The organism is Hyphomicrobiales bacterium, assembly GCA_017642935.1.
Taxonomy (GTDB): domain Bacteria; phylum Pseudomonadota; class Alphaproteobacteria; order Rhizobiales; family MH13; genus MH13.
Genome location: JAEPOK010000001.1, coordinates 228397 through 247305, shown reverse-complemented (window position 1 = coordinate 247305; position 18909 = coordinate 228397). Strand labels below are relative to the sequence as shown.

The window sequence follows — 18909 nt, the reverse complement described above, 5'->3', positions numbered from 1 at the left end:
GACCCTAGTAGAGGCGCCCGCCATTCGGCACGGTGTCCGTCGGCCGCAGCAGCACAACCTCGCCGTCCCCATCAGGAACGCCGAGCGTCAAAACCTCCGACATCATCGGCCCGATCTGGCGCGGCGGGAAGTTCACCACCGCCATCACCTGCTGACCGACGAGATTTTCAGGCGCGTAGTGCTTGGTGATCTGTGCGGAGCTCTTCTTCACGCCGATCGCATCACCAAAATCGATCTTCAGTTTGATCGCCGGTTTGCGCGCCTCGGGAAACGGCTCAGCTTCCACGATGGTGCCGACACGCACATCGACTTTGAGAAATTCATCGAAGCTAATGGTGTCACTCATGGCACTTAGGCGGCTTCCGGCGCTGGCTCAGCATCATCGTTCCCGCCGCGTCGGCGCATTTGTTCGCGCCACCGGCAGAGCGGTCCGCCGCTCATACCACCTTCGCCACGCAGCATGGTCATCATGCCATCCAGATCGCCAATGCGCCGTTCGGCCTGACGCAGCGCCTTGTCGAGCTCGGCCATGGTGCGCGCCTGGCCTTCATCACTCTCCTGCAAGAACACGCGCATCACCCGACCATAAACCTGCAACAGCCCAGCGCGCACGAGCGCGCCACGGGCACCTTCGACATCAATGTCGGCGCTGGCCGCCATCCGCGTCATGGATTGTGAAGCAATACGCGCAAAGGACATGGCCAGCGCCGGGTCTCGTTTGAGATCACGCTCAAGCTGAATGAGCGCCGGTTTGTAGGGCAAAATCGCATCGAAACGGCGCATGAAGACGTCGAACAACCGTTCGCGAGCCGGCTCTTCGGCCATATCCGGATCATCGCCAGCCAACACAATTTCATCGATCTGTGCTGCGAAGGCTTCGAACAGGTCAAGGCGAGAGGCGAAACTCATCGCCAGCTTGGCGAGCGGCACATCGGCCTTGTCGGCGACGTCTCGCAGCCGGATGTCAGAAAACGACGTTGTCGCCAACAGCATCATGAACGCGTCTATGACGGCTTTGGTCTCGGTCTTGTTGAGCATGCTCTCTCCTGCGACTACCGCAGAATTTACGGCGTCTCGTCGCTTTTGGATGCCGCAAGCGCCACCGATCTGTCAAACGCTGCCTTGGTCGTTTCGCGCATCAGGTCAGCAAGCCGTCCAGTGTCGCGCAAGACGCTCAATCCAGCGGCCGTCGTGCCGCCGGGCGACGTTACATTAACGCGCAATTGCGCAGCGCTTTCGTTTGCATCAGCAAGCAGTTTGCCAGACCCAACAACCGTCTGCCTCGCCAACGCCATCGCCGTTTCCGCCGGCAATCCGAGCGCCTCGCCAGCCTCTGCCAGAGCTTCAACCATGTGGAAGACGTAGGCTGGTCCAGAACCTGAGACGGCGGTCACAGCATCCATCGCGCGTTCGCCATCTACCCAGACGACTTGTCCCACCGCTTTTAGAAGCGCTGTCACGCCTTCGCGCACAGTCTGGCTGGTATCTGGCCCATAGGCCGCCGTGATGCCTGCACCAACGGCTGCCGGAGTGTTGGGCATGGAGCGAATAGAGACGGCTTTTGGAAAGGCACCTTGCAATGTTGCGAGCGTCGTACCCGCGGCGATGGAAAGAACGGTCAACCCATCATGATCAAGACCTGCCAAACCGGGCAGCACAGCCGCTATCATTTGCGGCTTGATCGCCAAGAGAACGAGCGCCGGATGCCTTATGTCGAGCGCTTCGACGGAGCCAAAACAGGAGACGCCCCGGGCGGGCCAGCCTCGATCATCGGTTTCAAGCGCTGGATCGACAAGGCGAATGCTGGCGGGGTCAACGCCCTGTGCCAACCATCCATCGACAAGGGCGCCGCCCATTTTGCCGGCGCCGATCACCACGATGCTGTCAAAGCCGGACATCAGGCCTACGCTTCGCCGGCCGTCTCAAACAGCGCGTCGGACAAGGCATCCTGCGCGCTCTTGCCGGCCCAGACGACATATTGGAACGCCTCATAATAACGCTCGCAGACTTCGGCGGCCGATTCCAGCATCCTGGCGCATTGCTGCGGCGTGGCATCTGCGCCACCGCTGAGGAGCAGCGTTGCCCGGAACACAATCGCCGATTGGTCGCGCCAAAGATCAAAGTGACCGATCCAAAGCTGTTCATTCACCAACGCCAAAAGCTTGGTGATCTCCGTCAGCCGCGTCGGCGGGACTTTGAGGTCAAACCCACACGCCAGATGCAGCGCCTCATAATCCTCCATCCAGGAGAACGAGACATGATAGGACGACCAAGATCCTTCGACCGAAATTGTGATTTCATGGTCGCTCGAACGCTCAAACGCCCACTCATTGAGTGAGGCCAGATGTTCGACAACATCGACGGGATGATTGAGGCGGTCGGCCTCGAAATCGGCAAGCGACATACTGCCTATCCTTTGCCCGAGCCAATCAAAAACCGGTTCGGGAGCCAGCGAATCTTTCGACACGTCAACTATAGGTGAGCGGCAGGCGCCCGGCACCCCACAACAGCCTTTAGCAGGCGGTGCAGCGCAGTATTATCGGTGAACAACTTCGATTGATGGTGTGGATGACTGGGACGGGTGCTCCGGCCCAACGATCCTTAGTCGGTTGACTCGTCAGCAGGTTTTCCGCTGGACAGGGTCGCAATTTGGGCTTCCAGAGCCGCGACGCGCGCTTCCAACGCCTCATTGGCCTCGCGCTGCTTAGCGACCATGTCGCGCAAAACATCAATGTCTTCTTCGCGAGCCAAGTCCATCGTGGCGACCATGCGCTCCATCTGCGAGCGGGCAACCGTTTCCACTTCGCGGCGCACACCATCGGCCAGACCCGCGGCATCGGTCATCAAGCGGCCAAGATCGTCAAACAAACGGCTGTTCGATTGGGTCATGTTGGTGTGATCCTTTTTTGCAACGTCGCGCCACCAGCGCTGCGAAACATATGGTTCAGCCCTCGCGTTCATGCAAGAGAGGGGCAAAACGAGCCATCCGATGATGAGACCGGAGCAACAAGCCTGTCCCTATGATAACCCTGACAACCCTGCCCGCGCTTGCCTTTCCGGTCATCGATCCGGTGCTGTTCGAGATCGGCCCCTTCGCGATTCGTTGGTACGCGCTTGCTTATATTGCCGGTCTCGTCGGCGGGTGGTGGTATGTCCGACGCCTTGTCCAACGCCCGCAGCTTTGGCCCGCCTCTGGTGCCCCCTACAAGCCGGAAGACATTGACGATTTCCTGACCTGGGCAACGCTCGGCGTCATCATCGGCGGGCGCCTCGGCTATGTTATCTTCTACGAACCCGCCCGGTTTTTGGCCGATCCGATCACGATCCTGCAGGTTTGGAACGGTGGGATGAGCTTCCATGGCGGGCTCTTGGGCGTCATCGGGGCGATGATCCTGTATGCCCGCAAACGCCAAGCCAGCGCCCTCTCCCTGTTTGATATCATCGGCGCGGCTGCTCCGATTGGCCTATTCTTTGGCCGACTTGCCAACTTCATCAATGGCGAATTGTGGGGCCGCCCGACCGATCTGCCATGGGGCATGGTTTTTCCGATGGCCGATGATCTGCCGCGCCATCCAAGCCAGCTCTACCAATCATTCGGCGAGGGTGTGGTGCTGTTCCTTGTCTGCGCGATTGCTATCCGTTTGGGCGGTCTCAAACGGCCTGGCCTTGTCGGCGGCATTTTCACGGCCGGCTACGGCATCACCCGCTTCCTGGCAGAATATGTCCGCGCCTTCGATCCTAGCATTGGCCTGATCGGCGGGCTGATCACCATGGGTCAGCTTTTGTCCCTGCCCATGATCCTCGCGGGTCTTGTGCTGATCGCGCTATCGCGCAAAACGCCCGCCAGCGCTGCCGCATGACGCTTCTTCACGATCTTATCCGCACCGAGATCGAGACGTCCGGGCCGATCACTGTCGGCCGGTACATGCAGCTCTGCCTAAGCCATCCCGAGCATGGCTATTACGTCAAAGGCGATCCGCTTGGGCGCGAGGGCGATTTCACCACCGCGCCGGAGATCAGCCAGCTTTTCGGTGAGTTAATCGGCGCGTGGCTTGTCGAAGCCTGGCGCCAGCTGGGACGCCCAGCGCCGTGTGCCTTGGTCGAACTTGGTCCAGGGCGCGGTACGCTGATGGCCGACATCCTGCGCATCGTCAGCCTCGAACCGGCGTTGCGCGACGCGCTCGATACCCACCTTGTCGAGACGAGCCCTGCACTACGCGCCGCGCAGATCACGACACTTGCTGCTGTTGGCGTCACGCCGACCCACCATGGCAGCCTGGAATCGGTGCCTAACGTGCCGACACTCTGGGTGGCCAATGAGTTTTTCGATGCGCTACCGACCAATCAATGGGTTCGCACCCCGAAAGGCTGGAACGCCCGCAAGATTGGCCTCGACGACCAGGGCGACTTGGTCTTCGGCGTCGATCCGACACCCTTACCAACGCTAAAATCCATTGCTGATTGTCCGGCGGGGACCATCGTCGAGCACAGCCCGGCGCAAGACGCCGTGATGCGGCAGCTGGCAAACCACCTGCACACCAATGGCGGCGCAGGCCTCATCATTGATTATGGCGCGCTGAAATCGGGAACTGGCGACACGCTGCAGGCAGTGCGCAACCACCGAAAGACCGATTCGCTTGCCGATCCCGGATCGGCCGACCTCACAACCCATGTCGATTTTGAGCACCTTGCGAACATTGCCCAAGGCAGCGGACTGACGACTCTCGGCATGGCTGACCAAGGACCGTTCCTCCTTGCGCTGGGGCTTCTGGAGCGGGCTGGCCAACTTGGCGCTCACGGCGACACCGCCACCCAAAATGCCATCAGCCTGGCCGTGGAACGGCTGGCCGGCGACGCGGCGATGGGCAAGCTGTTCAAAGTCATGGGTTTTGCCAGTGCCCCAATCTCCCTTCCCGGCCTTGAGCCGATCACCACCTTGAAGGAACTTGCATGAGCGATGCGCTGAAGCCGCTTCTCGACCCAACGCTTGGCGCGATGGAAGGTGTCCGCCATGGCTTCTTTACCCGCCAGGGCGGCGTTTCCATGGGGCTCTACAACAGCCTCAACACCGGGCTGGGCTCACGCGACAACGTCCCTCATGTGAAGGTGAACCGCGCCCGCATCCTGGCTTACCTTGGCGGTGACGCATTCCTCACGGTCTATCAGCATCACAGCGCGACCTGCATCCGCACCGCTGTGCCCTGGCAATCAAACGCCGCCCCGCGCGCCGATGGCATCGTGACGGCAACGCCTGGCCTGGTCATCTGCGCCCAGGCCGCCGATTGCGGGCCGATTCTGTTTGCCGATGAACAGGCAGGTGTCATCGGCGCAGCCCATGCAGGATGGAAGGGCGCGATGACCGGCATTGTCGAAGCGACCTTGGCGCAAATGGAAGCCGAAGGGGCGAGCCGGGCTAACATCAAAGCCGCCCTGGGCCCATCGATTAGCGCCAAAGCCTATGAGGTCGGCGCGGACTATCGGGCGCGTTTCCTTCAGGACGATCCGCAAAACACCCGCTTTTTCACCCCGTCCAAACGCGAGGATCATTTCATGTTCGATCTGCCCGCCTATACGATGGAGCGGCTGGCGCGGGCGGGTATTGCTGCCAACAATTTGGCGCGCTGCACCTACAGCGAGCCAGACCTCTTCTATAGCTACCGTCGCGCGACGCATTTGGGTGAGCCAGACTATGGTCGCCTCGCCAGCGCCATCATGCTGACACACGGGCAACCAACAGAAGAAAACGCTTAACCCTAGACGTGGTAGGGGTTAGCCGCGATAAAGCCGGTCTGTCGCAGACCTTCCCCTACGTTGAGTCGAGTACGCCCTTGTTGAACCGCGTCGCCATCCTTGCCGCCTTGTTGTTACTGGGCGCGTGCGCATCGCCGGAAGGCCCAGGTTCGCTGGAGAGCGTGAGCCCGATCACGCCTCAGCCAGTGTCGCAGGTTCAAACCGCACCACTGCCCGGCACCGTCACGGCCCAGCCGCTGGGAACGCCAGGCGCGCAGCCCGTGCAGACCGCCCAGCCGACATCAATCCAGCCGGGAACTTTACAACCCGGCACCTTACAACCTGGCACCCTCTCACCGGCGCCGGGCACCCAGACGACGCTGCAAGATTTTTCGCGCATCGACCCCAACCCGGTGCCAGGCAGCGATCCTTTTGCAAGCCAGCGCTCCCAAACCCTTGGCGCCTCTGACGGATCTTCAACAGAAACACTGCAAGAGGCCGTACAGGCCGGTCTTCAGCCACAATCGGTGGCGCCAGCGCTAGCGCCGGCAACGCCGCAATGGCCGCGCGTTTCCCTGGCGCCAATCACAACAGCACCCGAGCCGCAAGCAACCCAGCTGTTCGATGCCATCGACGATGCCACCTACCGGCGCGGCATGCAGCTGGCCTTTTTTGGCGATGAAACCGCGCAATTTGTGGTGCGCTCGCAAGTCAGCGCGATTCCTGCTGATCAGGTGACCTCCGTCATCTATGTTTTTGATATCTTCGATGCGCGTGGAACGCTGCGTCACCGCGTATCCGGCGCCCGCTCGATCCCGCGTTCCGGACCAGACGGCTGGGCTTTGGTTGATCCCAATACCGTCCAGCTGATCGCCGATGATGTCGCCGGGCGCATGATGCAGTGGCTGCAGCAGAATCCGGTCTGACCCAAGCTGCGTCTCGCCAGCGTCAACATATCGGTCACCTACGCCCAAAGCGGTGCATGGACTCACGGGTACCCTTTCGCTAACACACGCGCGACCTATCCCGTTCAGGACCGCCCACATGAAGCTTGTCGCCGGAAACTCCAACCTCGCGCTGGCCAACGCCATTGCGGGCTATCTTGATGTGCCGCTCTGCAAAGCGGACGTCCGGCGCTTTGCCGACAAGGAAATATTCGTTGAAATCCAGGAAAATGTCCGCGGCGAGGATGTGTTCGTTCTCCAGTCCACCAGTTTTCCGGCCAACGACAATCTGATGGAGATGCTGATTCTGGTCGATGCGCTGCGTCGATCCTCCGCCAAGCGCATCACAACGGTGATTCCTTACTTCGGTTACGCGCGTCAGGATCGACGCACGGCAGGTCGCACGCCGATCTCCGCCAAATTGGTCGCCAACATGATCACCCAGGCAGGCACAGACCGCGTGCTGACCATTGATCTGCACGCCGGACAAATTCAGGGCTTCTTCGATATCCCCACCGACAACCTTTTCGCCGAGCCGGTGATCTCCAAAGACATTATGGACCACTACACGGCCAACGGTCCGTTGGCGGTGGTGTCACCAGATGTAGGCGGCGTTGTGCGCGCTCGCGCCATCGCCAAGCGCGTCGATGCGCCGCTTGCCATCGTCGACAAGCGCCGCGATCGGCCAGGCGAATCTGAAGTGATGAACGTAATCGGCGAAGTGGAAGGCATGTCGTGCCTGTTGGTCGATGACATCATCGATTCCGGTGGCACGCTGTGCAATGCGGCCGATGCGCTGCTGGGCATGGGCGCCAAAGAGGTCTCAGCCTACATCACACATGGTGTGCTCTCAGGCGGCGCCGTGACGCGGATCGCCGGTTCAAACCTCAAAGAGCTGGTGATCACCGATACGATCGAGACCACCGAAGCGGTGAAAAATGCCCACAACATCCGTGTCGTCACCGTTGCAAGCCTGCTTGGCGAGGCGATCATGCGCACCGCCCTGGAAAAATCAGTCTCCAGCCTTTTCGCCTAAAGCCTCAAAAGGAACAGGCGGACCGATGTATTTTCGATCCGCCTGCTTGCATCACGCATGAGCTGCGCCTCAGCGTAGAACAACCACGCGGTCCAGATCATTGTTGTGATCGATGATGACGCGCACCTTGTCGCCTGCAGAAGCCTGCGGCGGGATGGCGAACCACTCGATCGACTGATCAAGCGTGGTACCGTTGGCCAGATTCATCCGCCCATTATCGCGATCGACGGAAACCACAGTCGTATCAACGTAGGTATCCATGCCGTCAGCCAAGGCTGGTGCGGCGACGCTGCCAGCTGCAAGTGAGGCGGCGGCGAGGGTAAGAGCAAAACGTTTCATGGGTTCATTCCTTCAAGTTGAGTTTCGTTTACATAGTGAACTAAACCGTTTGGTTCAGTTGATGGACAAATGCCACGAGAATGCGCTACGGTCAATGCAAAAATGAACTAAACGGTTTGTTTTATTTTTGTGACCAATCGCCTGCCCCAGATCCGAACCAAAGACTTGATTCATGACTGACACCACGCCGCAGACCCCTTCCGTGCCTGCCGAGGTTCTCCACGCGCTTGACGCGGCGATGACCCGCAAACCTGTCGGGCGCAAAGAGGATCAATTGCTCGACGCGGCCGAAGAGATCTTCCTCTCCCATGGCTATGCTGGCGCGAGCGTTGACGACATCGTGCTCAAAGCGGGCATCTCCAAAGCCACGCTCTACAAATATTTCCATGAGAAGGAGGCGCTGTTTCGCGCTGTCATCGACCGCCGCTGCGTGGAACAGCGCGCGCGTCTGCGTGCGGTGACATTCAATGCATCCACCGAAGATGCACTGATCGAGGGTTGCAAGCTTGCGGTGACGTTCATGGTCTCACCGCTGGCCCAAGCCGTCTATCGCACCTGCGTGGCTGAGGCGCAGCGCCTGCCACATGTCGGCCATGCCTTTTACATCGCAGCCATCATGCCAATGGTCGAACATTTGACGGCCATCTTCGAGCGCAGCGAGGAGGCTGGCGACTTAATCATTCCAGACAAACACTTTGCCGCGCACCAATTCTGGCAGTTGGCGCGGTCCGTATATTTTTATGAGCTCATGTTCCAGGTGCGTGACACGGTTAGCCAAAACCATCGCAACCGCGTCGTCAAAGAAACGCTTGAAACGTTCATCGCCCGTTATGGCACCGAAAGCTTCAAGCCACGCATGGCGGCAGCCCTCGCAAAACTCGACTAGACAAACAGTCGAAACGCAACACCCAGCGCGGCGCATAGGCCCAGCGTCGTGAACAGTCCGCGGTGCAATCCGATCAACAGAATGCCCGCGAGTACAGCGATCGCCAAGGCGGGAACGTTGAGGCTGGAGAGCATGGGCGCTGGCAAGCTCGCTGGGCCCAGGCGGGCTTCACTGACCACATCAAAGAGAACCTGGATCGCGAACCAGACTGCAAGCGACGCGATCACACCGACGACCGCCGCCGTCACGCCGCGCAAGGCATTCTTCAGCCAAACAATTTCCCGCGTGCGCTCAACAAAGGGTGCGCCGAGGAAAATCCAGACAAAGCACGGCAAGAACGTGAACCAGAGCGTCAGCGTACCGCCCAACAGTCCGGCCAGCACCGGATTGAGGTCGAGCCCGGCCTGCGCCGCCGCAACATAGCCGACAAAAACCAGAACGAGGATCAACGGTCCTGGCGTGGATTCGGCCAAGCCCAAACCCGTCACCATGTCAGCGGTGGAAAGCCAGGCAAAATCCTGCACCACGACCTGCGTAATGTAGGCGAGCACCGCATAGGCGCCGCCAAATGTAATGATCGCCGTCCAGGAAAAGAACAAAGCTTGCTGCGTCCAGAGCGACTGCAGCCCAAGGCCGAGTACCAGTAGAACGAGTGGTCCCAGCCAAAGAGCAGCGCAAACGGCAGCGGCCCAAAGCGACGAAGCGTTGCGCGCGCTGTGGGCCGCAACGGGCACCGCTTCAATTCGCTCCTCGCCGCGACCCCAAACGGCAACGCCAATCAAAGCGGCAACGGCAATGACCAGCGGGAAAGGCACATCAAACATGTAAAGCGCCGTGAAGGCTGCCAAAGCAAGGGCAGCGGCCAGCGATGAGGTCAGCGTCTTTTGCGACAATCGGATAAGCGCCTGCAAAACGATGGCCACCACCGCTGCTTGAAGGCCAAACAACAGTCCCTCAACCGCGGGTACATGGCCCAACGTCACATAAAGCGTCGCCAACCCAAGCAGGACGAGGAAACCGGGCAGAATGAAAAGCAGGCCCGCGATCAGGCCACCGCGTGCACCTTGCAAAAGCCAGCCAATATAGGTTGCCAACTGCATCGCCTCCGGACCTGGCAAAAGCATGCAATAGTTGAGCGCGTGCAGAAACCGATCTTCCGGCAACCACTTCTTCTCATCCACCACCACTTTGTGCATGAGGCCGATCTGCGCCGCCGGACCGCCGAACGACAGCACGCCAATACGCGCGAAAGTGGTGGTTACATCACCAAGACTTGCTTGCGCATGGTGGTCGGTCGTGTCGGAATAGCCGGTCGTCATGCCCCGTCCTAGGCGAGGCTCTATGACAGCGCAATGACACTGACGGTGTCGAGCGCAACAGCATTTGCATCGCACACCAATCGGCGTTATAGACCGGCGTCCGCGCCAGACCCCCCTGGAGGCACGCGCGGCGGAAACCGCCGGATTGTCCGGCGTTTTTTATTGTTTCATTGGAGAAATGCCATGCGTGAGAGCTATGAACTGGCTGGCACGCGGCGCGAACGGGTCGGCAAGGGAGCTGCCCGTGCTCTGCGACGCGAGGCCATGCTGCCCGCCGTAATTTACGGCGACAAAAAAGATCCGATCCCCCTTGCCCTTCCCTACAAGGAAGTGAACCTGTTGATCCATGGCGGTGGTTTTATGACCACGGTTGGCACGATCGATGTTGACGGTGAAAAGCACCAGGTGATCGCCAAGGATTACGAGCTCGATCCCGTGCGCGACTTTCCAATGCATGTTGATTTCCTGCGCGTGGCTAAAGGTGCAACGCTGACGGTCAACATTCCGGTGCACTTCCTCAACGAGGAAATCTCGCCCGGGCTGAAAGCTGGTGGCGTGTTGAACGTTGTGCGCCACGAAGTGGAACTCAACTGCCCAGCCAACGCGATCCCTGAGTTCCTGGAACTCGACCTTGGCACCGCTGAGCTTGGCGACACGCTTGGCATCTCAGCGATCAACCTGCCTGATGGCGCCGAACCTACGATCACCGATCGTGACTTCGTGATCGCCACGATCGCCTCGCCTGCAGCGCTGAAGAGCGACGAAGACGAAGCGGACGAGGATGCAGCAGAAACACCGGCCGAAGTGCCGACCGTCGGCGAGGAAGAAGCCGAAGACTAGGTTTGGAAGACTAGGCTTTGGTCCGGTCCACCTGAACGAGGCGAGCCATGCATCTGCTTGTCGGCCTTGGCAATCCAGGCGGTCAGTACGCCCAAAATCGGCACAATATCGGCTTCATGGCCGTTGATGCCATCCATGCGCGCCACGGCTTTTCGCCGTGGCGTTCGCGTTTCTCTGCGCAGGTTAGCGAAGGCCGCATAGAAGGGCCAAATGGCGCCCACAAAGTGCTGCTCGCCAAGCCGACAACCTTCATGAATCTGTCCGGTCAGGCCGCTGGTGAGATCGCCCGCTTCTACAAGCTCGAGGCAGGCGATGTGACGGCAATCCATGATGAGCTTGATCTCGAACCAGGGCGCACCCGGATTAAAGCCGGCGGTGGCCATGGCGGGCATAATGGCTTGAAGAGCCTGGACGCACATCTTGGCAAAGACTATCGCCGCATTCGCCTCGGCATTGGCCACCCTGGCCACAAGGATCTGGTCTCAGGCTATGTCCTGAAAGACTTCCCCAAGGCCGATGAACCCTGGGTAAACGCGGTCTGCGAGGAGTTGGCGCGCTCGATCGATCTGGCACTCGACGGCAAAGACAGCGACCTGAATGCCCGCCTAAACGAGGCGACGGCACAGTGGCGGTCTGAGAAACCCGCCAAGGCTGAGAAGAAAGCTTCAACGCAAACGTCCGCCGCCACCGGAAGCGGCCAATCTCATATCCGTCAGGCACGGCAAACCACAGCACCGAAAGTTCCAACCAAGGGACCGATGGCCGACATGCTGAAAAAGCTGCTCGGCACCAAAGACACCTAAGAAAGAGAGAGCCCGATGGGTTTTAAATGCGGCATTGTCGGCCTGCCCAATGTTGGCAAATCGACCCTTTTCAACGCGCTGACCAAAACGGCGGCTGCCCAGGCGGCCAACTATCCGTTCTGCACCATCGAGCCGAACACCGGCGATGTGGCGGTACCCGATCCGCGCCTGGATGAGATCGCCGCGATTGCCCAGTCGAAAGAGATCATCCCAACACGTATCACCTTTGTCGACATTGCCGGCCTCGTACGCGGCGCGGCCTCAGGCGAAGGCTTGGGCAACCAGTTCCTGGCCAACATTCGCGAGGTCGATGCCATAGTGCACGTCGTACGCTGCTTTGAGGACGAAGACATCACTCATGTCGACGGGAAAATCGAACCGCTGGCGGACATTGAGACCATCGAAACCGAGCTGATGCTCGCCGACCTGGAGAGCCTAGAAAAACGCGTCGTCGCAACGCGCAAGAAAGCTTCCGGCAAAGACAAGGAAGCACTGACCATCCTGCCGATCATGGAACAGGCGTTGGAGATGCTGCAGAACGGCAAACCGGCCCGTTTGGTGGAGCGCTCAGCGGAGGAGGAAAAGGCATTTCAGATGCTCAACCTCCTGACCTCCAAGCCGATCCTTTATGTTTGCAACGTTGAGGAAGACGCCGCCGGCGATGGCAATGCCTACTCGGCCAAGGTTGAGGCCTACGCCAAAGAAACCGGCGCGCGCAGCGTTGTGATCTCTGCGGCTATTGAGGCTGAGGTGGCCGTGCTGCCCCAGGACGAACACGCCGAGTTCCTGGAAACGCTGGGCCTGGAAGAAGCGGGCCTCGACCGCCTGATCCGCGAAGGCTACGCGCTGCTGGGTCTCGTCACCTATTTCACCGCCGGGCCGAAAGAAACGCGCGCCTGGACCATCACCACCGGCACCAAGGCGCCGCAGGCCGCTGGGGTCATCCACACCGATTTTGAACGCGGCTTCATCCGGGCGCAGACCATTGCCTATGACGACTATGTCGCGCTGAAAGGTGAAACGGCGGCCAAGGAGGCCGGCAAGGCGCGCGACGAAGGCAAGGAATATGTCGTCCAGGATGGTGATGTGCTGCTTTTCAAGTTCAACACGTAAGCGCACCTCCCTATCAGTGCCACACACTGGTCATCATGCTAGCCGACGCTAAGTGGGATCACACGTTCGACCCATCCTTTGGAGGCTCCCATGCGCTTGGTTCTCACCCCTGCCCTGCTTGTTTCAACCGCCCTGTTTGCGGCGCCCGTGTCCGCCGAAATCGTCGGCGAAACACATCTCTACACCATCGGTGACCAGACCTTTGAGGGGTATGTGGCCACCAACACCGCTCTTGAGGATCCCAAGGGCACGGTCCTCATCGTCCATGATTGGGACGGCCTTACCGACTATGAGATGCGCCGCGCCGATATGTTGGCCGCGCTCGGCTACACGGCCTTCGCCATCGACGTTTATTCCACCGAAGTGAACCCGCAAGGTTTTGAGGAGTACCGCGCGGCGTCCGGCGCCATGTATGCCGACCGCGAAACCTTCCGCGAGCGTTTGCTGGGCGCCGTCGATGAAGCCGCCAACATTCCAGGCGCCAGCGAGGACATAGTGATGATCGGCTACTGCTTTGGCGGAGCAGCTGTTCTGGAAGCAGCGCGTGCTGGCGCCGATGTCGATGGCTTCGTCGCCTTCCATGCGGGTCTGGGCACGCCCGACGGCCAGGACTGGGCTTCCGTCATGGGACCGATCCAGTTCTACCATGGCAGCGCCGATCCGGTTTCCGGTCTGGCTGATTTGGCCCAGACGCTGAACGAACTTGAGGCGGCAGGTGTTGAGCATGCCGCCGGCGTTTTCGGCGGCGCGCGACACTCGTTCACGGTGTTTAACTCCAGCGACTATCTGCTGGAGGCCGATCAAGCTTCTTGGTCCGGCTTACAAGTGTTCCTGGCTGAAAACCTTTAAGACCAACGCGCTAGCGACGAGCCGTGAACACCCAAACCCACCTGCTCGTCGCTGCCGCCCTTTTCGCCAAACCCGATGCGCCCAAGCGCAACATGGCGCTGATCATCGGCGCGCTGCTGCCGGATGCCGCGATTTTTGCGCTGTTCGGTTGGGCGATGGTGACCGGCGTACCGCAAAGCGAGCTTTGGGGCCGCATCTATTTCTCCGAGCCTATGCTGACCATTACAGCGATCGGCAATTCTGCGCCGCTTTATATCGCGACCGCGCTGCTCGGCTGGTTTTGGGCAAAGTCACAAGCACGGGAAACGACAGGTGAGCCGCTTCCGGCGCTACCCGCATTGACGGTGTTGGGGCTGGCCGCCCTATCCCATCTGGCTGGCGACTTCCCCGTCCATGTGGATGACGCCCACCCGCACTTTTGGCCCCTCTCCGACTGGCGGTTTCGCTCGCCCATATCCTACTGGGATGGCGCCCATCATGGCCGCGCGTTTTCGGCCTTCGAGGCGGCGCTCGGCGTTGCGCTGGCCACGCTCCTCTTCCGCCGGTTCAAGGCATTGTGGGTGCGGTCAATCTTGGCAGCAGGCATCTTCGCTTATCTCGCCATCCCCGTGTTCTGGTTTCTGCAGTTCGGCGGGTGACTTGATCGGAGACTCAAGTCACGCGGCGGCGCCTCGCCGCTAATCGCCTTCAAACTCCATCAGTGCGTGCACCGGCACCCCGAGTGCTTCGATCTTCTTCGCACCCTGCAGGTCCGGTAGATCGATGATGAAGCAGGCTGCGACGACATCCGCTCCCATCGATTGCAGAAGCTTGATCGCCGCTTCAGCGGTACCACCCGTCGCGATCAGATCATCCACAACGATGACTTTTTCGCCCGGCTCGATAGCGTCTTTGTGCATCTCCATTTCGTCAATGCCGTACTCAAGGCTGTAGGCAATGCGCACGGTCTCATGCGGCAGCTTGCCTTTCTTGCGGATCGGCACGAAGCCAGCCGAAATTTGATGCGCCACGGCGCCGCCGAGAATAAACCCGCGCGCCTCAATGCCGGCCACTTGGTCGATTTTCAGCCCGGCATAGGGTTGGACCAACTGGTCGACTGCGCGGCGAAACGCACGCGCATCGCCCAGAAGAGTTGTGATGTCGCGAAAACTGATGCCGGGTTTGGGATAGTCGACAATGGTGCGGATCGCCGATTCAAGTGTCGGATCGGGTTGGATAGCCAAGGATACTCTCCGATTGGGCGGAACACGCCGCGAATGCGACAAACCGGGCTACCCTAGTCGCACACTTGGCTGCTGAAAAGCTCGACCAAGGTCATGCCGCGTTCGCCCACAAAAAAGCCGCCCGGCGGAACTCGTCGGGCGGCTTGAAAAAGATAGGGATGCGATGACCTTAGTGGTCGATCGTGCTCCAGACCCGGCGCTTGGTCATGTAGACCAGACCGCCAAAGATCAGCAGGAACGCCATCACGCGGAAGCCCATCTCCTTGCGGGCATTGAGGTGCGGCTCGGCTGCCCACATCATGAAGGCCGACACGTCCTGCGCATATTGCGACACGGTCTCCGGCGAGCCGTCCGCATAGGCGTGCATGCCTTCGAACAGCGGCGGCGCCATGGCAATCCACTCACCAGCGATGAAGTACGGGTTGTAGTTCAGGCCAATCGGCGCTTCCTCACCTTCCGGCGGCTCTTCATAGCCGGTCAGAAGCGAATAGATGTAGTCTGGACCGTTTTCAGCATAGCCGGTGAAAATATCGAACACGAAGTTCGGGAACCCGCGGGTCGGTGCGCGCGCTTTGGCGAGCAGCGAAAAGTCCGGCGGGTAAGCACCCATCGCCGCGACTGCCGCTTCCTGGTTCGGGAAGGGTGGCGGGAAGCGATCCGAAAGGCGGGCCTCACGCTCGAACATTTCGCCGAACGAGTCCGGCCCGTCCTCAACGAAATAGTTGGCTGCGATGGCGCGAACTTCAGCCTCGGAAAACTCAGGGCCGCCCGGCTCCATTAGGTTGCGGAACGCGATCCGGCTCAGCGCATGACAGGCCGAGCAGTTCTCGGTGTAGACCTGGAACCCGCGCTGCAATTGCGCGGTATCGTAGGTGCCGAAGATACCGGCGAACGACCAGTCCTGCATGCGTGGTGCTTTGGAATCACCGGCAGCCAAGGCGCCCGTTGCCGGCAGTGCCGCCGCCAAGGCAACGGCCGTCAGGGTTTTCAAGATGCGGCTTGAAAAGAAAGCCATGGATAAAAGTCTCCTATTGGCGAAGTCGCCGATTAGCCCTTGGTTTCCGGTGCCGCCGTAGCGCCGGCCGGTTGGCCACCACCTGAGGCAACATCCTTGCCGTTCTTCTTCAGCACAGCTTCGGTGATCGATGCCGGCAGCGGCTTGGGCGTTTCAAACAGGCCAAGCAGCGGCAGGATGATCAGGAAGTAAGCGAAGTAGTAGACCGTCGAGAGCTGCATCAGCGTCACGTAGAGGCCTTCAGCGGGCTTCGAACCAAGCCAGCCCAGGAACACCGCGTTGATGGCAAACACCCAAAATGCGACCTTGAACCAGACCGAACGGAAGGCGCCCGATTTGACCTTGGACGTGTCGAGCCACGGCAGGAAGAACAACACCGCAATGGACGCAAACATCAAGAGCACGCCACCGAGCGCATCGGGCACCGCGCGCAGGATCGCGTAGAACGGCAGGAAGTACCATTCGGGCACGATGTGCGCTGGCGTGACCAAAGGATCAGCGGGGATGTAGTTGTCCGCGTGGCCGAGATAGTTCGGCAGGTAGAACAGGAAGTAGGCGAACAAGATGAAGAACAGCACCATGGCGAACAGGTCTTTGACCGTCGCATAGGGTGTGAACGGCACCGTGTCCGACTTCTGCTTCACTTCCACGCCCGTTGGGTTGGTCTGGCCGGTGATGTGCAGCGCCCAAACGTGCAGGATCACCACACCGAAGATCATGAACGGCAGCAAGTAGTGCAGCGAGAAGAAGCGATTAAGCGTCGGGTTATCGACGGCAAACCCGCCCCAAAGCCACTGCACCAAGGTCTCACCGACGATCGGGAACACCGAGAAGAAGTTGGTGATCACGGTCGCGCCCCAGAAGGACATCTGACCCCAAACGAGCACATAGCCCATGAAGGCGGTAGCCATCATCAGAAGGTAGATGACAACACCGAGGATCCAAAGAACCTCACGTGGCTCTTTGTAGGAGCCGTAATAGAGGCCGCGGAAAATATGCAGATAGACCGCCACAAAGAACATCGAGGCGCCAACCGCATGCATGTAGCGCAACAGCCAACCATAGTTCACATCGCGCATGATGTGCTCAACGGAGTTGAACGCCATGTCGGCGTGCGGCGTGTAGTGCATCACAAGCACGATACCGGTGATGATCTGCGATACCAGCATGATCATCAGGATACCGCCGAACGTGTACATGTAGTTCAGGTTGCGCGGGATCGGGAACTCGACAAACTGCCCGTGCATCATCCGCACGACAGGCAGGCGTGCATCGAGCCAACGCTCAATACCGCTCTTTGGAACGTAGGTTGAAGGTCCAGCCATAAAGGGGTCTCCTAGAAACCTTTCAAACGAAAGATAGGATCGGCTTAGCCGATGCGAATGGTCGTTTCTGAAATGAACGCATACTGCGGAATGTGCAGGTTTTCCGGCGCCGGGCCGCGGCGAATTCGGCCAGCAGTATCATAGTGCGAGCCGTGGCACGGGCAGAACCAACCGCCAAAATCACCAGCCTCAGACAATGGGATACAGCCCAGATGCGTGCAAACACCGATCATCAGCAGTAGCGCTGGATTTTCCGGAACCGAGCGCGCCTCATTGGTGGCCAGCGCGGCCTCATCGGTGGCCAAACGGGCAGCCGGATCGGGAAGATCATCTACGTCGACAGCCTCAGCCTCAGCGATCTCTTCCTCGGTGCGGTAGCGGATGAAAACCGGTTTACCGCGCCACATCACCGAGACCTGCTCGCCGGGCTGCATCGAGCCGATGTCAACTTCACTGGTCGACAGTGCCAGCGCCGAAGCGTCCGGGTTCATTTGGGCGATGAAGGGCCAAGCCAGCCCGCCAACGCCAACGGCGCCCATGGCGGCCGTAGCAATAAAGAGAAAGTCGCGCCGGGTCGGCTCGTCCTGTGTCTGGGCTTCAGTCGACAACTTCGTCATCCTTCGTAGCAACTGTCCGATGGGGCCAGCAAATCAAACGCCAGACCCCGTAAAATTCCATACTCTGATGAGCAGAGACGCTATAGAGAATCGCGCGCGCCTTGGCATGCAGGCATATCGCCGCATTCCCGAAGGCTCAACAGGTGGCTGCTCTTAGCGTTTGCGCGGCGCGCTTGTCCACTAGTCCATGGGTGGGAAGGGTGCGGCATGAGGCGATCGAACTCGTACCCACCCTCTTCGGCCAATGGCTGAGGCATCCATGCCATCTTTGGTCTCGCGCAGGACGTCGTAATGTGTAGAAAGAAGACGCGCCTCACCCTCTCCTCTGACGCTTCGCACACCCGTTGGTTTCACTCGCCCTTTTCCAGCCCGAAATCCCATCGAATACCGGCACGCTGATGCGTTTGTCGGCTTGCCTCAACGTGCCTTTGCACGTGATCGGCCCCACCGGATTTTCTATGGACGACCGGGCTTTGCGCCGCGCTGGCCTGGACTATCGCGACAAAGCGCTGACGTCCGTCCACGTTGACTTCGATGCCTTTCGCAAGGCCACGGCCTGGGCGCCGCCCAGGTTGGTGTTGATGACCACCAAGGCGACAACCGCGCACACCGATTTTCAGTTTCAGCGCGACGATGTCATCATGATGGGCCGGGAAACCTCCGGTGCGCCGGACTGGCTGCATGGCCGCGCTGATGCGCGGCTGATCATTCCGATGATGCCGGATGCGCGGTCGCTCAATATGGCCGTTGCCGCCGGCCTTGTTGTCGGCGAAGCTTTGCGCCAGACCAATGATTTCCCAAACACCATGCCGCAGACCCCTGTGGACGATGCGCCTGCGACAGGAAACGCAACATCATGACAGCCTTCAC

At 59.9% G+C, this 18909-nt stretch carries 23 protein-coding genes; 12 read left to right on the top strand and 11 right to left on the bottom strand.

Annotation, left to right across the window (positions count from 1 at the left end; translation table 11 throughout):
• Positions 1–4: 4 nt before the first annotated feature.
• The 5 genes from JJ917_01175 to JJ917_01155 form a co-directional block, all read right to left on the bottom strand.
• Positions 5–346 (bottom strand): tRNA-binding protein, encoded by a 342-nt coding sequence (locus JJ917_01175; GenBank protein MBO6697420.1) that lies wholly within the window; start codon positions 344–346, stop codon positions 5–7.
• A 5-nt stretch (positions 347–351) separates the two neighbouring features.
• Positions 352–1038, bottom strand: coding sequence for a TetR/AcrR family transcriptional regulator (locus tag JJ917_01170; GenBank protein ID MBO6697419.1), 687 nt, complete (start codon positions 1036–1038; stop codon positions 352–354).
• A gap of 26 nt (positions 1039–1064) precedes the next feature.
• Positions 1065–1898 (bottom strand): pyrroline-5-carboxylate reductase, encoded by an 834-nt coding sequence (locus JJ917_01165; GenBank protein MBO6697418.1) that lies wholly within the window; start codon positions 1896–1898, stop codon positions 1065–1067.
• A gap of 5 nt (positions 1899–1903) precedes the next feature.
• The gene (locus tag JJ917_01160) at positions 1904–2404 is read right to left on the bottom strand and encodes a YbjN domain-containing protein (GenBank protein MBO6697417.1); all 501 of its coding nucleotides are present in this window, start codon (positions 2402–2404) and stop codon (positions 1904–1906) included.
• 197 nt (positions 2405–2601) lie between these two features.
• Entirely contained in the window at positions 2602–2889 is a 288-nt protein-coding gene (locus tag JJ917_01155; protein MBO6697416.1) for an accessory factor UbiK family protein, read from the bottom strand.
• A 131-nt stretch (positions 2890–3020) separates the two neighbouring features.
• On the opposite strand from JJ917_01155, the gene JJ917_01150 reads away from it, so the two are divergent.
• The 5 genes from JJ917_01150 to JJ917_01130 all read left to right on the top strand — a co-directional run bounded on the left by JJ917_01150 (position 3021) and on the right by JJ917_01130 (position 7710).
• A complete protein-coding gene (locus JJ917_01150) occupies positions 3021–3860 on the top strand; it encodes a prolipoprotein diacylglyceryl transferase (GenBank protein ID MBO6697415.1) in 840 nt (279 codons plus the stop codon).
• Positions 3857–4954 carry a class I SAM-dependent methyltransferase gene (locus JJ917_01145; GenBank protein MBO6697414.1) on the top strand — a complete coding sequence of 366 codons (1098 nt, stop codon included), beginning with the start codon at positions 3857–3859 and terminating at the stop codon, positions 4952–4954. The genes JJ917_01150 and JJ917_01145 overlap by 4 nt, the downstream gene beginning before the upstream one ends.
• Positions 4951–5751 carry a peptidoglycan editing factor PgeF gene (pgeF, locus tag JJ917_01140; GenBank protein MBO6697413.1) on the top strand — a complete coding sequence of 267 codons (801 nt, stop codon included), beginning with the start codon at positions 4951–4953 and terminating at the stop codon, positions 5749–5751. The genes JJ917_01145 and pgeF overlap by 4 nt, the downstream gene beginning before the upstream one ends.
• Positions 5752–5759: 8 nt before the next feature.
• The gene (locus JJ917_01135; GenBank protein MBO6697412.1) at positions 5760–6656 is read left to right on the top strand and encodes a hypothetical protein; all 897 of its coding nucleotides are present in this window, start codon (positions 5760–5762) and stop codon (positions 6654–6656) included.
• 118 nt (positions 6657–6774) lie between these two features.
• The gene (locus JJ917_01130; GenBank protein ID MBO6697411.1) at positions 6775–7710 is read left to right on the top strand and encodes a ribose-phosphate pyrophosphokinase; all 936 of its coding nucleotides are present in this window, start codon (positions 6775–6777) and stop codon (positions 7708–7710) included.
• 69 nt (positions 7711–7779) lie between these two features.
• Here the strand turns inward: JJ917_01130 and JJ917_01125 are convergent, their stop codons facing one another.
• The gene (locus JJ917_01125) at positions 7780–8049 is read right to left on the bottom strand and encodes a hypothetical protein (GenBank protein MBO6697410.1); all 270 of its coding nucleotides are present in this window, start codon (positions 8047–8049) and stop codon (positions 7780–7782) included.
• A gap of 172 nt (positions 8050–8221) precedes the next feature.
• On the opposite strand from JJ917_01125, the gene JJ917_01120 reads away from it, so the two are divergent.
• Positions 8222–8935 carry a TetR/AcrR family transcriptional regulator gene (locus tag JJ917_01120; protein ID MBO6697409.1) on the top strand — a complete coding sequence of 238 codons (714 nt, stop codon included), beginning with the start codon at positions 8222–8224 and terminating at the stop codon, positions 8933–8935.
• On the opposite strand, the gene chrA is transcribed toward JJ917_01120, so the two are convergent.
• On the bottom strand, positions 8932–10254 hold the full coding sequence (gene chrA / locus JJ917_01115; GenBank protein MBO6697408.1) for a chromate efflux transporter: 1323 nt from the start codon (positions 10252–10254) through the stop codon (positions 8932–8934). The genes JJ917_01120 and chrA overlap by 4 nt on opposite strands.
• Positions 10255–10437: 183 nt before the next feature.
• On the opposite strand from chrA, the gene JJ917_01110 reads away from it, so the two are divergent.
• From JJ917_01110 to JJ917_01090, 5 genes are all read left to right on the top strand, one after another.
• Positions 10438–11094: a 50S ribosomal protein L25/general stress protein Ctc gene (locus tag JJ917_01110; protein ID MBO6697407.1), complete on the top strand. Its 657-nt coding sequence runs from the start codon at positions 10438–10440 to the stop codon at positions 11092–11094.
• Positions 11095–11141: 47 nt separating this feature from the next.
• The gene (locus JJ917_01105) at positions 11142–11897 is read left to right on the top strand and encodes an aminoacyl-tRNA hydrolase (protein ID MBO6697406.1); all 756 of its coding nucleotides are present in this window, start codon (positions 11142–11144) and stop codon (positions 11895–11897) included.
• Between the two features lie 15 nt (positions 11898–11912).
• A complete protein-coding gene (gene ychF / locus JJ917_01100; protein MBO6697405.1) occupies positions 11913–13010 on the top strand; it encodes a redox-regulated ATPase YchF in 1098 nt (365 codons plus the stop codon).
• Between the two features lie 90 nt (positions 13011–13100).
• Entirely contained in the window at positions 13101–13859 is a 759-nt protein-coding gene (locus tag JJ917_01095; protein MBO6697404.1) for a dienelactone hydrolase family protein, read from the top strand.
• A 23-nt stretch (positions 13860–13882) separates the two neighbouring features.
• The gene (locus tag JJ917_01090; GenBank protein ID MBO6697403.1) at positions 13883–14497 is read left to right on the top strand and encodes a hypothetical protein; all 615 of its coding nucleotides are present in this window, start codon (positions 13883–13885) and stop codon (positions 14495–14497) included.
• 39 nt (positions 14498–14536) lie between these two features.
• Here the strand turns inward: JJ917_01090 and JJ917_01085 are convergent, their stop codons facing one another.
• The 4 genes from JJ917_01085 to petA form a co-directional block, all read right to left on the bottom strand.
• Positions 14537–15076 carry an adenine phosphoribosyltransferase gene (locus JJ917_01085; protein MBO6697402.1) on the bottom strand — a complete coding sequence of 180 codons (540 nt, stop codon included), beginning with the start codon at positions 15074–15076 and terminating at the stop codon, positions 14537–14539.
• Between the two features lie 175 nt (positions 15077–15251).
• On the bottom strand, positions 15252–16097 hold the full coding sequence (locus JJ917_01080) for a cytochrome c1 (GenBank protein MBO6697401.1): 846 nt from the start codon (positions 16095–16097) through the stop codon (positions 15252–15254).
• 32 nt (positions 16098–16129) lie between these two features.
• Positions 16130–17422: a cytochrome b/b6 gene (locus JJ917_01075; GenBank protein MBO6697400.1), complete on the bottom strand. Its 1293-nt coding sequence runs from the start codon at positions 17420–17422 to the stop codon at positions 16130–16132.
• Between the two features lie 44 nt (positions 17423–17466).
• On the bottom strand, positions 17467–18039 hold the full coding sequence (petA, locus tag JJ917_01070; protein ID MBO6697399.1) for a ubiquinol-cytochrome c reductase iron-sulfur subunit: 573 nt from the start codon (positions 18037–18039) through the stop codon (positions 17467–17469).
• A 344-nt stretch (positions 18040–18383) separates the two neighbouring features.
• Between petA and JJ917_01065 the strand changes: the two genes are divergently transcribed.
• A complete protein-coding gene (locus JJ917_01065) occupies positions 18384–18899 on the top strand; it encodes a tRNA (cytidine(34)-2'-O)-methyltransferase (GenBank protein ID MBO6697398.1) in 516 nt (171 codons plus the stop codon).
• Positions 18900–18909 lie beyond the last annotated feature (10 nt).